Genomic DNA, 12805 nt, shown 5'->3' on the forward strand with positions numbered 1-12805 from the left:
TATGAGCGCACAGGCTGAACGCAAGACCGAGAACCTTCCCCAGTGGAAGCGAGAGGAAGTCGACGAGCTCCAGGAGATCATCGAGAGCTACGACAGCGTCGGCATCGTCGGCATCACCGGCATTCCGAGCAAGCAGCTCCAGGACATGCGCCGTGGTCTGCACGGTACCGCTGAGCTCCGCGTCAGCCGCAATACCCTGCAGGTCCGTGCACTGGAGGAGTCCGGCCTCGAGGACCTCGTTGATCATATCGAGGGCCAGGTCGGGATCGTCGGTACGAACGACAACCCGTTCACGCTCTACAAGGAGCTCGAGGCGTCGAAGACGCCCGCCCCGATCAACGAGGGCGAGGTCGCCCCGAACGACATCGTCATCCCCGAGGGTGACACCGGGGTCGACCCGGGACCGTTCGTCGGCGAACTCCAGAGCATCGGTGCCAACGCACGGATCGAAGAGGGTTCGATTCAGGTCATGGAGGACTCGACGGTCCTCGAGGCCGGCGGCGAAGTCTCTGCTGATCTGGCGAACGTCCTCAACGAGCTCGGGATCGAGCCCAAGGAGGTCGGACTCGACCTTCGCGCCGTCGTCGCTGACGGCGTTCTCTTCGACCCCGAGGACCTCGACATCGACGTCGAGGCCTACGAGAGCGACGTGTCGACCGCCGCCGCACGCGCACGGAACCTCGCGATCAACGCGTCGTTCCCGACCGCGTCGACGGCGCCGACGCTCATCGCCAAGGCCACGGGCGAGGCCAAGAGCCTCGGCCTGCAGGCCGCGATCGAGGACGAAGAGCTGATGCCCGACCTCGTCAGCAAGGCCGACGCACAGCTGCGTGCGCTCGCGGCCCAGATCGACGACGAGGAGGCCCTGCCCGAGGAACTGCAGGGCGTCGACGCGGCCGCTGAACCGGCCGCCGACGAGGGCGAGGACGAATCGGCTGACGAACAGGACGACACCGAAGCTGACGCCGACGAGGCCGACGCCGACACCGACGATGACGACGAAGACGAAGACGACGGTGACGGCGGGGCCGGTCTCGGCGAGATGTTCGGATAATCACTACTGGAGGACACTACAATGGAATACGTTTACGCTGCACTCATCCTGAACGAATCGGGCGAAGAGATCAACGAAGACAACCTGACCGACGTGCTCGACGCTGCCGGCGTCGACGTCGAGGAGTCCCGAGTCAAGGCGCTCGTCGCCGCGCTCGAGGACGTCGACATCGACGAGGCAGTCTCCGAGGCCGCCGCGGTCCCCGCAGGCGGAGCCGCCGCAGGCGGCGCCGCGGCCGGTGACGCCGGTGGCGACGAAGGCGACGAAGAGGAAGAGGCCGAAGAGACCAGCGACGTCCCGGACACGACGGACGAGGACGACGACGAAGACGACGACGCCGGCGGCGAGGGCCTCGGCGAGCTCTTCGGCTAAGTCGCGACGCGACGGTTTCAGCAATCCCGATTTTCTTTCGACGCGACGGACGAACAGCTACTTCTCCGCGCCGCGAGACGAACGGCGTGTGACGACCGCCGTCTACTTCGACCTCGACGGAACGCTGTGTACCTACGCGGTCCCGTTCGCGGACCTGTTCGAGGCGACCGTCTCCCCGTACGGCGAGTTGACCGACGCCGCCTATGAGACGTACGTCGACCGCCTGCTCGAGGCCCTCGAGCGCTGCGAGGCCGACCCGTACCGCGAGGCGTTCGAGGCGGTCGCGACCGCGACGGAACTCGACGCGGCGCCGGAGACGCTCGCCCGGGAGTACCGCGAGCGGGAACTCGGGGCTACTACTGTGCCGGCCACGGCGACGCGGACCGTCGAGCGGGTCGCTGAGACCTGTCCGACCGGAATCCTGACGAACGGCGACGGGCGACAGCAGCGGGCGAAAGTCGAGCGCCACGGATTCGACGAATCGATCGACGAAATCGTCGTCTCGAGCGACGTCGGCGCGTGGAAACCCAATCGACGGATCTTCGACGCCGCGATGGAGCGGCTGCCGGCCGACGAGTACGTGTTCGTCGGCGACGACTACGAGGCCGATATCGTCGGCGCGTGCGACGCCGGATTCCGGACGGTGTACGTGACAGGAGATAACGATCCCAAGGGCGACGAGCCCGCAGCGGCCGCCGACGCCGTCGTCTCGAACGTCAAGGAGTTACTCGAGCCCGAATCCCTTCCGGCACCCGTTCGGACTCCGTTCGAGTCGTCGCGCTGAGCCGACCAGCCGGAGGCGATAGAGTGACGCCGGAACCGTTCGGAGAAACGACATGATCAGCTACGTCGGGCTCGACTGGGCTGGGAACGGCTGGGGCTCAGTGACCCGACTGGAGACGGCGCCGATCGCCGATACGACGTCGCGCTCACTCCGATAATTCTGAACGCCGTAGCGATCGGTATCTCGTCCCGTCGTTCGATCAACCCTCGAGTTTATCCGACGAGCCGCGGCCAGAGAGAGCGATGACCGCTGTCCCCGCGTCGGTCGAGATCCTCGCCGAGCCGTCGCTGACGCTGGGACTGCTCGCGTGGCTCCTGGCCGGCGCGGCGCTGGGCTGCTGTAGCGGGCTCGTCCCGGGGCTCCACGCGAACAACTTCGCCCTCCTGCTCGCCGGCTTCGCGCCGTCGATCCCCGGCCGGCCGCTGTTCGTCGGCTGTGCGATGCTCGCGGTCGGCGTCGTCCACACGTTCGTCAATGCTGTCCCCGCGATGGCGCTCGGGGTGCCCGACGCCGAGATGGCCATCACCGCGCTGCCGGGTCACCGGCTGGTCCTCGAGGGCCGGGGCTACGAGGCGATCCGGCTCTCGGCGCTGGGCAGTTTACTCGCGGTCCTCGCGGCGGTCCCACTGGCCGTGCCGGTCACGCGGGGCGTGACGGCCGCGTATCCGACGATCCAGGCCCACCTCTCGCTCGTGCTGGCGATGGTCGTCGTCGCGCTGATCGCGTCGGAACGGACGTGGCGGACCCGCCTCGGCGGCCTCGTTTCGTTCGCGCTCGCGGCGACGCTCGGCGTGCTGACGCTCGATCTCGCGACGGATGCGCCCCTCGAGGCCGGCGGGATGCTCGCGCCGCTGTTCGCGGGCCTGTTCGGCGCGCCGGTGTTGATCGACGCGATCCGCGGCGGCGGGGTACCGCCCCAGCGCGATGAGTCGATCGCGATGTCCCGACCGCTCGTCGGCGTGACGGCGATCGCCGGAGCGCTCGCGGGCGCCGTGGTCGGCTACATTCCGGGCATCTCGGCGGCGATCGCCGCTGTCGCGGCCCTCGTGGTCGTTCCGGGTCGATCGGGCGATCGCGGCTACATCGTCGCGACGAGCGGCGTCGACACGGCGAACACGATCTTCGCGCTGTTCGCCCTGGTCGCCATCGGCCAGCCCCGGACCGGCGTAATGGTCGCTTTCGACACCGTAAACGCACCCCTCGAGTTGCCGGTACTGGTCGCCGGGATCGTCCTCGCCGGCTGCGTCGGCTTCGTCCTCGTGATCGTCGTCGGGGACGCCTATCTCGACCTCGTCGGTCGGACGGACTACTGGAAAATTTCGGTTGCCGTCCTCGCGCTCCTGTGCTGTCTCTCGTATCTCTTTACCGGGTTTATCGGTGTCGGCGTCCTCGCCGTCGCGACCGCGGTCGGACTGGTTCCGATTCGCGTCGGCGCCCGCCGCGTCCACCTGATGGGCGTGCTGATCGGCCCGCTGATCGTCGGCGCGTGACCGCCGCCGGCAAAAGTGCTCGCCACCATCTCTGGGTGTGATCCTCACGCAAACATTTTTTCGCGAAATCAGTGTAGGAACTCGCGGTGTCTTCAAATGGTTGACGCGACCGTCGATGTGATCCACCGGGGTGGCCTCGAGTGCGACCAGAACTACATGATCGAGGGCCAGACCCTCGGAACCCACGACGAGCCGAATCCGGACCTCGATTACGAGGAAATCCCGGTCTGGAACCTCGTTATCGACCACCCTGAGGCGACGATCCTCTGGGACACGGGCTCTCACCACGAGGCCCTCGAGGGCCACTGGCCGGAGGCGCTCTCGCAGGCATTCTACCCGCACGACGCCCACGAACATCGGCTCGACGACGACCTCGAGGCGGCAGGATACCGCCTCGACGACATCGATGCGGTGTTCCAGACGCACCTGCACCTCGACCACGCCGGCGGACTCGAGTTCTTCGACGGGACGGACGTCCCGATCTACGTCCACGAGCGGGAACTCAAGTTCGCCTACTACAGCGCGAAGACCGACAAGGGCAGCGGCGCGTACATCCTCGAGGACTTCGACCACGACCTGAACTGGGAGGTCGTCCACCGCGACCGCGAGGAGCATTTCACCGACGTCGAGTTCGTCCGGTTCCCCGGCCACACGCCCGGGTTGACGGGCACGGTGGTCCACCTCGACGACGACGGGACCCTCGTCTTCACCGGCGATCAGGTCTATCAGGCGCCGAACTACGAAGCGGAGGAACCGCTCGGCGCAAGTCTTCTCTGGGGAAAAACCGAGTGGTTCGACAGCCTCCAGCGGATCAAAGAGCTCGAGCGCCGCCACGACGCCGAGGTCGTCTACGGCCACGACACCGAGCAGTTCTCCGAGATCGAAGACGGGTGGGGGAACTGATGTCGGGTTACGACCGCTCCGTGTCGGCGCCCGAACACGACCTCGGGCCGGAGACGGTCTGGCACCTCCAGATGCCCCAGATCCGGTTCGGCCGCAACGCAGTCGAAGAACTGGGCTTTCAGCTCTCCGATCTGGGTGTCGACGCCGCGGACGACCCACACGGTCTCGTCGTCACCGACGAGACGCTCGCGGACGTCGGCCACGTCGACCGCGTCACGGATCACCTCGAGGACGCGGGCTACGACGTCACCGTCTGGGACGGCGCCGAACGCGAGCCGTCGATCGAGAACGTCGACCGCTGCATCGAGTTCGTCCGCGCGAACGAGGGCGAGGCGGGCTACGACTTCTACGTCGGCTTCGGCGGCGGCAGTTGCATCGACGTCGCGAAGGCCACCCGCGCGGTGATCGCCAACGGCGGGCAGGTACTCGACTACATCGCGGAGCCGACCGGCGCGGGCGAGTCGCTCACCGAGTCGGGCCCGCCGCTGGTACTCGTGCCGACGACTGCCGGGACCGGTGCCGAGATTTCGCCGGTCGCCATCCTCTCGGTCGAGGAGAAGGATATCAAGGAGGGGATCTCGAGCAACCACATCCGTGCCGACGCGGCCGTACTCGATCCGACGTTCACGACGACGCTCCCGCCCGAGACAACGGGGAAGACGGCGATGGATGCGCTCGGCCACGCTATCGAGGGGTACACGACCCATACGTTCGACGGCCTCCTGCGGGCGTCGGATCCGGAGACACGGCCCGTCTACGCCGGTCGGACGGAACTCACCGAGATGTTCTCCGAGAAGGCCATTCAGTTGCTCTCGAGCAACGTCCGGACCGCGGTCCACAACGGCGACGACCTCGAGGCGCGGGCGGCGATGCTCAAGGGCGCCCTCTTCGGCGCCATCGCCGGGCTCACGGCGGGCGCGAGCCTCTGTCATGCGATGGCCTACCCCGTCGGGAACCGGTATCACACCTACCACGGCGAGACGATCGCGGTCCTCACGCCCGCGAGCACGCTGGGGTACAACGTCGCCAGCGACCCCGAGCGGTTCGTTCGCGTCGCGGAGATGCTGGGCGCCGACACCGACGGGCTCGGGACGCGGGCGGCCGCCGACCGCGCTCGAGAAGAGTATGTCCGCCTCCAGCGGGACCTAAACGTGGTCCCCAGCGGACTGAACGAACTCGCCGGCGTCACCGAGGAGGACATCGACTGGCTTGCGAGCCAGACCGTCGAGACCCAGCAGCGACTGCTGCGCTGTAACCCGCGACCGGTGACGGAAGCCGACGCGGCGGAGATCTTCCGGGACGCGCTGTACAACTGGGAGTAGAGCCGTGTCGGCCGGCCGGAAACGTCAGTCTGCACTCGAGTCCGCGACCCGCGCGGCCACGAGGTCCCCGACGCGCTCGCTCGAGACGGGGTTCGTCGTCTCGCCGTCCTCCTTCAACGCCGTGCCGACGATGACGCCGTCGGCGCCGGCCGCGAAGCAGTCGGCGACGGTGTCGGTCGTGACGCCACTGCCGACGAAGACGGGCGGTTCGGAGTCGTCACTGCACCGCTCGGACAGGGCGTCGGCGACCCACTCGACGTCCTCGAGTGCGGTCTCGGCGCCCGTACCGGGCCCGGAGATGATCACGCCGTCCGCGCGGCCGCGCTCGAGCGCCTCGAGGGCGGCCCGCTCGATCGATCGGTTGCCGATCGGCGTCGCGTGTTTGACGTCGACGTCCGCGAGGATCGCCACGTCGGCGTCGATCCGGTCGCGAAGCCGGAGCGTCTCGTGGGCCCGTCCCTCGAGAACGCCCTGATCGGTCGAGGCGGTGCCGACGTGGACGTTGACGCGGACGAAATCGGCGTCAACCGCCGCGGCGATCGAGAGGGCGGCGTCGGCGTCGTTGCGCAGGACGTTGATCCCGACCGGGACGTCTACGGCGTCGGTTACTTCGGTCGCGACAGCGGTCATCTCGGCGACGGTGTGTTTCGGGACGTCGTCGGGGTGAAAGGGCGCGTCGCCGAAGTTCTCGAGGACGAGTCCGTCGATCCCGCCGCCCTCGAGACGGCGGGCGTCCTCGAGGGCGCGCGTGCGGACGGCGTCGCGGTCGCCGTCGAACTCCGGTGCGCCCGGCAAGGGCGGGAGGTGGGCCATTCCGACGACGGGTCGGTCAGCGTCGAAGCGCGTTCGGAGCGGCGTAGCCGTGGGCATAGCGGCGCTGGCACCGCCAGCGAGATAAATCATCGCGGACATCGTTAGCGCGACCGGAGTCGGCGGCTGCTGACGGAGGGTCAGTCGCTCGTCCTCGAGTGCGACTGCGGTGGCGTCTCCGGAGTTTTGTCGGGATTCCACCGACCCTCGTGTATCAGCTCGTCGCCGTCGATGCGCTCGCGCCAGCCCTCGCGTTGCAGGACCGGTTCCCGCGGAAATCCGTCTTCGGGGTAGCCGACACAGAGGTACGCGACCGGACGGATGTGCGGCGGAACGTCCAGTACGTCGCGGAGTTCGTGGGGATAGAGAAAGGACACCCATCCGACGCCGACGCCTTCGGCGCGAGCGGCGAGCCAGAGGTTCTGGACGGCCAGACACGTCGAATACACGTCCATCTCCTGCATCGTGTTGCGACCGAGGACGTGGGGCGCGTCGCGGGTCGGGTCACAGGTAACGCAGATATTCACCGGTGCGTCGGTGATCCCCTCGAGTTTCAGCCGACCGAAGTCTGACTTCCGCGGTTCCCGATACCCTTCGCGCGCGGCGGCGATCGCCCGTTCGGCGATCGATGCGATCTCGGCCTTCGTGCCGTCGTCTCGAACGACGACGAAGTCCCAGGGCTGCGAGAAGCCGACGCTGGGCGCGTGGTGTGCAGCGTCCAGCAACCGCGATAACACCGCATCGGGAATCGGCTCCTCGCTGAAGCGTCTGATATCTCGGCGCGCGTAGATGGATTTGTAAATCGCCTCTCGTTCGCTCGAACTGAATTTAACCATAGTCGCGGTAGTAAAGATGTACTTGTATATCGGTTTTGGGTGTGGGACCGCGGCGAGCGTAGCGGGCCGGTCGCTTTTCTCCCGCCGAATCGAGTGACAGAGGGCTTAACTGGACGACCGGGCTCTCTTCGAGCATGCAGATCGAGGGAACCGCACTCGTTACCGGCGGATCCGGCGCGGTGGGACGCGCGATCGCGGCGGAACTGGCTCGAGCAGGCGCCGACGTCGCGATCGGCTACCACACCGACGAGGGCGGCGCGGAGCGGACCGCCGACGTCGTCGAGTCTCGCGGGCAAACGGCGACGGTCGTCGGCGGAGACGTCGCCGATATCGACGACGCACGGACGCTGGTCGACGGCGCCGCCGAACTGGGTCCGTTGTCGACGGTCGTCAACGCCGCCGGCGTCGTCGCCCCGGGGCCGGCCGAGTCCGCGCCGTCGCGAGTCGGCGACGTCCTCTCGACCAACCTCGAGGGGGCGATCAACGTCGCGGCGGCCGCGGTCGATCCGCTTCGCGAGACCGAGGGAGCGATCGTCAACGTCGGCAGCGTCGCGGCCGAACTCGGGACAGTCGACGTCACGTACGCGGCCTCGAAAGGGGGCCTCGTGGGAGCCACGCGAGCGCTGGCCCGCGAACTCGGGCCTGACGGGATTCGCGTGTCGGCGGTCGCACCCGGCCCCGTCGACACGCCGATGAACGACGAGATCACCGAATCGCTCGAGGAGCGCCGCTTCCGGGGCCATCACACCGTCGACACGCTCCTCGATCGCTACGAGGCGACGCCGGCGGAGGTCGCGACGGCGGTCCGGTTCCTCGCGGCCCACGAGTTCGTGACGGGCGAGGTGCTCCGCGTCGACGGCGGTATGTCGATCGACTGAGCGGAGCCGGCGGCGCTACGCCGGATCGTAGGTCGTCGTCTCGTAGAGGAACGACGCGAGGTACGTCTCGTGGGTCTCCCGGAGGTCGACGCTCGCGGGATAGCCGCCGCCGTAGACCTTTCTGAACGCGGGCGAGCGAACCAGCCGCCGCTCGAGGCCGTCGTCGCCGATCGCGACCGCGAGATAGGCGCCCTCGAGGCAGTCCGGCAGCGCCGACCGCTCGCGTTCGGTCACGCCGACGAACGGGAACGGGAACTCGGGCACGAGTTCGTCGGTTCGGAGGACAGTCGGTAGCAGTCGGGCGGCGCCGTCCCGCTCGACGAGGCGCGTCTCGCGGTCGGCGGCGGTGACGTCCGACCCGTCGATGGCCGCGATCGCGTCGTCGATTCGGACAGCCGCCTCGCGTTCGACGAACCCGGGAACGTCGGTGCGGTCGTCGTGAAGCGGGCCCGCGTCGGCACCGACCAGCCGATCCGCCACTCCCTCGGCGAGGGCGTCGGGATCGCAGTCCCCGGTCGCGACGATCCGGGTGAGGTTGAAGCAGGCCCGTCCGCCGGCGCGACGGACGCCGCGGGCCAGTGCGTCCAGTTCCCGGTCCGTCGGATCGCGGCCGACGATCGCGACGCTCTCCCCGGGCCCGTACGTCTCAACGGCGGGATCGTCGCGAAACGGCGCGACCGCTTCCGCGCCGCCGAACGCGAGGGCGTGGTCGGCCTCCCGGCAGATCGTCTCGCCGACGGCCCGATTCCCCGGCAGGACGTGAACCGCCGACGGCGGGATCCCGGCGGCGAGCAACGCTCGAGCCAACCGGATCGCGGTGAACGGCTCCCGGTCCGAGGGGCGGAGGACGATCGGAATCCGCATCCCGAGCGCCAGCGCCGGCCATGCGTAGACGGTGGGGTCGTTGGCCGGCATCGACGCGCCGAGAACCCGAACTCGAGGGGTAAACGCGAGTCCCACGGTCGTCTCCCGCGTGAAGGTCGGGTCGTCGTAAACGTCGAGTCCGCCGGTCGGCGACTGCGCCCGGAGCGACTCGGCGGCGTGTCGGAGCCCGACGGCGAGCCAGTGGGCGCTGGTTCGGACCCAGCCGGCCGGCAGCCCGGTCGCCTCGGTAACGCGTCGGCGGTACGTCTCGAACGGCTCGAGCGAATCGGTGCTGGCTGACGGTGCACCCTCGCCGAGGAACAACGCGCCCGCGGTCGCGAGGCGGTCGAGCAGTTCCGCGATCGGGACGTCCGCGAGGGCGTCGAACCCCTCCTCTCGAGCGGTCGAGAGCGCATCGCGGACGCGGACAGTCGGCGCTCGCGCCACCTCGGCGACGGGGCCATCGATCCCTGCGACCGTCGTCGACCGGACCGTCTCCCGCTCGCCGTCGGAGACGACCGGGAGCACGTCAGTACACCCCTTCGACGGCGTCCTCGCTCGCCCGGTCGCTCGTGCCCGGCGTGCGGACCCAGTCCCACGGCAGGTCGCCCGCCCCTTCGATCCGGATCGCCGCGTCGCGCTCCGGCAGCAGCGGGAGGAAGAACTCCTCCGTCAGGACGGTGAGTCGCACCGTTCCCCGCTCGCCGTAGGGGACGACCTCGCCGTCGTCGTCGACGATTTCCGGGACGAAGTACGGGTAGCAGGGGACGTAATCGAGGTGGTACGCCCGCTCGGACGGCGCGCGGAGCGACGGCGGCGCCTCCGGGGCGACGCCCATCAGCGTGTTGCCGTACTCGCCGGCGAGGGCGACGTCCGCGTACCACTCCTCGCGGAAGACGCGGTGGGTGTCCCGGTCGAGCGCGGTGCCGCCGTGGACGATTCCCTCGATCGAGGAGTCGGCGACGAGGTCTCGAACCCGCGGCCGCTCGAGCAGACGCGCCGTCGTGAACAACACCGTGACCGGCTGGCTCTCGAGGACGCGCTCGGCCTGCTCGAGGAGGTGGTCGACGTACTCGTCGAACTCGCGATCGTCAGGTCGCTCGGAGAGGTGCTTGACCCACCGGGGGTCCATCGTCACGTGGTACGGCAGCGCGTCCCACTCGTGGGCGAGGTGCTGGACGAACGTGCCGGCGTTGTTCGCGCCGCCCGGTGGGGCCAGTCCGAGGACGTTCCCGGTCGGGAACTCCCACTCCGCAAGCAGGCGGGCCGTCCAGCGAGCCTGCTCGCGCCAGTAGTCTCGCATGACGACCCGCTTCGGCGCGCCGGTCGTCCCGCCGGTCTCGTAGACGCGCCGATCGCCCTCGAGCGACTGCGGCGCGAACTCCGTGGCGGGGAGCGTTCGGAGGACGTCTTCGTCGAACGGGTCGAAGACGTCTCGGAGGTCCGCGAACGAGTCGACGCGTTCGTGAACGTCGATTCCGCGGTCGTCCTGCCACTCAAGCCAGTAGGGGGTGCCGCCGTCGGGATCGAAGTGGGTCGCGACCACGGTTTCGACCCACTCGTCGAGCGTGGCGTCGGTCGATGCGTGCGGGTTCGTGTACGTCGTCTCCATCATGATGGTGAGTGTGATCGTCTGTTCGTGACGTGAGGTGGAGTCAGGACCTGTTCGTCGCTACGAGCGCGGTCGTCTTCGACTGCGCTGAAAGCAGCGATCCGGCGACGAGGGCGCCGCAGGCGACGGCCAGCGCGGGAACGAACGGGAGGAACGCGAACGACGGCGCGGGACCGAACTCCGCCGCGACGAAGTACGCCTGGCCGCAACACACCGACGCCAGCGCGCCCCACGCGGAGGCCCGCCGCCAGTACAGCGCGCCGAGGAACGCCGGAAGCAACAGCGCGTTCCCCTGAATGAAGTAGACCGCGAGGTCGATGATCGTCCCCTGCTGGACGAGCGCGATCGCCAGCCCGAAGCCCAACAGGACGACCGCGGTCAGCCGGCCGACCCACGTCTCCCTGCCACTGCTCGCGTCCGGATTCAGGTGGGCGCGATACAGGTCTCGAGAGACGATCGACGACAGCGTGAGCACGAGGCTGTCGGCCGTGCTCATCATCGCCGCGAGGGCGCCGCCCATGACGACGCCGAAGATCCACGGCGGCGCGTGCGCCGAGAGCAGCGCCGGCAGGATCGCGTCCGGATCCTCGAGGCCGGGCATCGTTGCGGCGCCCCACACGCCGAGGAGGACGGGGACGAGCGCTGCGACGACGACCATCACGGGCCACCAGACGAGCAGCGACCGAAACGCGCGCTCGTCCTCCGCGGCGAGGAACCGCTGGAACATCTGCGGGTAGGCGATCATCGCCATCGCGTTCATCAACAGGAACGAGACCCACACGCCGGGGGTGAAGAAGCCGAGTTCGCCCGCCGGCGTCAGCAGCTCAGTGTCGCTCGCCAGCTCCGCCGTCACCGCGGTGGGCTCGAGCGCGGGGATTAGGTAACCGACCGCGCCGCCGAGGAGGACGACGACCGCGATGCCTTGCAGGACGTCGGACCAGGCGACGCTCCGAAGGCCGCCGAGCGTGAGGTAGATCCCGGTGACGACGGTGAGCAAGACCGCACCCTGCGTGAACGTGATCGCCCCGTCGGTGATGGACTCGAACAGCAGGCCGCCGCCCATCGCCTGGATCGCGAGGTACGGAATCGCCCAGACGAACTGCGCGACGAGGACCGCCAGCTTCACCGCGTCGCTGTCGTAGGCCGCGCCGATTAGTTCCGTCGGCGTGAGAAAGCCCCGATCACGTCCGACCCGCCACACGCGGAGGCCGATCAGCGCGAGCGGGATCCCGGCGACCGCCTCGACGCCGAGGAGCGCGAACCACCCCATCCCGTGCTGGTATCCCCAGCCGGCGCTCCCGAGGAAGATGAAGGCGCTCATCAACGTCGCGAACATCGTCAGCGGAAAGACGACTCGTCCGAGAGTCCCCCCCGCGAGGAAGTACTCGGCCGGCGTCGCCCCCGTTCGAACGTATCCGTACCAGCCGATCGCTAGCGTCGCGACCAGATAGAGGCCGACGATGGCGAGGACCGTTCCGTTCATCGTCCCTCACTCGGCCAGCCGTAGCCGATCCCCGCGATCCCGGCGACGACGACGGTCGCGAGCATCGCGAGCAACGCCACCATCGACCAGAGCGGAAACACGCCGACGATCGGTTCGACGGGCGCGTACACCGACGCGGCCATCACCGCAAACAGTCCGCCGAAGACGATCCAGAGACCGCGCTCGAGGCGGTCGTCGGTCGAATTTTTCATAAGTGGGTTGTATAACCGCGTTTGGGCGGTTTGAATCTGTTGAACGGCGCGTCGATCGATCGCTCCCGCGGAACGGACGTACGGTCGTCGCGGCCGCGAGACCGGCGAATACACACTGTGCTCGGACCACGTCACGGCGATACCTCCAGACGGTAGAAATCGGCTCGCGCCGCCGCGCCGCCGGT

13 protein-coding genes are annotated in these 12805 nt (G+C 68.6%); 7 read left to right on the top strand and 6 right to left on the bottom strand.

What is annotated here, in order from left to right; genetic code table 11:
- Position 1 precedes the first annotated feature (1 nt).
- The 6 genes from EH209_RS13870 (at position 2) to EH209_RS13895 (ending at position 5925) form a co-directional block, all read left to right on the top strand.
- The gene (locus tag EH209_RS13870; protein WP_126663444.1) at positions 2-1054 is read left to right on the top strand and encodes a 50S ribosomal protein L10; all 1053 of its coding nucleotides are present in this window, start codon (positions 2-4) and stop codon (positions 1052-1054) included.
- Between the two features lie 21 nt (positions 1055-1075).
- Entirely contained in the window at positions 1076-1426 is a 351-nt protein-coding gene (gene rpl12p, locus EH209_RS13875) for a 50S ribosomal protein P1 (protein ID WP_126663445.1), read from the top strand.
- Between the two features lie 88 nt (positions 1427-1514).
- Positions 1515-2210 (top strand): HAD family hydrolase, encoded by a 696-nt coding sequence (locus tag EH209_RS13880; RefSeq protein WP_126663446.1) that lies wholly within the window; start codon positions 1515-1517, stop codon positions 2208-2210.
- A 242-nt stretch (positions 2211-2452) separates the two neighbouring features.
- Positions 2453-3700, top strand: a complete 1248-nt coding sequence (locus EH209_RS13885; RefSeq protein WP_126663447.1) for a tripartite tricarboxylate transporter permease — start codon at positions 2453-2455, stop codon at positions 3698-3700.
- 96 nt (positions 3701-3796) lie between these two features.
- Positions 3797-4603, top strand: a complete 807-nt coding sequence (locus tag EH209_RS13890) for an N-acyl homoserine lactonase family protein (protein ID WP_126663448.1) — start codon at positions 3797-3799, stop codon at positions 4601-4603.
- Entirely contained in the window at positions 4603-5925 is a 1323-nt protein-coding gene (locus EH209_RS13895) for a hydroxyacid-oxoacid transhydrogenase (protein WP_126663449.1), read from the top strand. The genes EH209_RS13890 and EH209_RS13895 overlap by 1 nt, the downstream gene beginning before the upstream one ends.
- Positions 5926-5949: 24 nt before the next feature.
- On the opposite strand, the gene EH209_RS13900 is transcribed toward EH209_RS13895, so the two are convergent.
- Both EH209_RS13900 and bluB read right to left on the bottom strand, forming a co-directional pair.
- Complete coding sequence (locus tag EH209_RS13900; protein WP_126663450.1) at positions 5950-6795, bottom strand: BtpA/SgcQ family protein; 846 nt, start codon at positions 6793-6795, stop codon at positions 5950-5952.
- An 80-nt stretch (positions 6796-6875) separates the two neighbouring features.
- Positions 6876-7571, bottom strand: a complete 696-nt coding sequence (gene bluB / locus EH209_RS13905; protein ID WP_126663451.1) for a 5,6-dimethylbenzimidazole synthase — start codon at positions 7569-7571, stop codon at positions 6876-6878.
- A gap of 134 nt (positions 7572-7705) precedes the next feature.
- Here bluB and EH209_RS13910 point away from each other — a divergent pair, with 134 nt between their 5' ends.
- A complete protein-coding gene (locus tag EH209_RS13910) occupies positions 7706-8449 on the top strand; it encodes an SDR family NAD(P)-dependent oxidoreductase (RefSeq protein ID WP_126663452.1) in 744 nt (247 codons plus the stop codon).
- Positions 8450-8464: 15 nt separating this feature from the next.
- On the opposite strand, the gene EH209_RS13915 is transcribed toward EH209_RS13910, so the two are convergent.
- From EH209_RS13915 to EH209_RS13930, 4 genes are read right to left on the bottom strand one after another with little or no spacing between them, the layout of a single operon-like run.
- Positions 8465-9841 (bottom strand): aldehyde dehydrogenase family protein, encoded by a 1377-nt coding sequence (locus EH209_RS13915; protein ID WP_126663453.1) that lies wholly within the window; start codon positions 9839-9841, stop codon positions 8465-8467.
- A gap of 1 nt (position 9842) precedes the next feature.
- Positions 9843-10928, bottom strand: coding sequence for a hypothetical protein (locus tag EH209_RS13920; protein ID WP_126663454.1), 1086 nt, complete (start codon positions 10926-10928; stop codon positions 9843-9845).
- A 40-nt stretch (positions 10929-10968) separates the two neighbouring features.
- Positions 10969-12408 carry a sodium:solute symporter family protein gene (locus tag EH209_RS13925; RefSeq protein ID WP_126663455.1) on the bottom strand — a complete coding sequence of 480 codons (1440 nt, stop codon included), beginning with the start codon at positions 12406-12408 and terminating at the stop codon, positions 10969-10971.
- Positions 12405-12620, bottom strand: coding sequence for a hypothetical protein (locus EH209_RS13930; protein ID WP_126663456.1), 216 nt, complete (start codon positions 12618-12620; stop codon positions 12405-12407). Before EH209_RS13930 ends, EH209_RS13925 begins: the two co-directional genes overlap by 4 nt.
- Positions 12621-12805 lie beyond the last annotated feature (185 nt).

This window comes from Haloterrigena salifodinae (assembly GCF_003977755.1).
Taxonomy (GTDB): domain Archaea; phylum Halobacteriota; class Halobacteria; order Halobacteriales; family Natrialbaceae; genus Haloterrigena; species Haloterrigena salifodinae.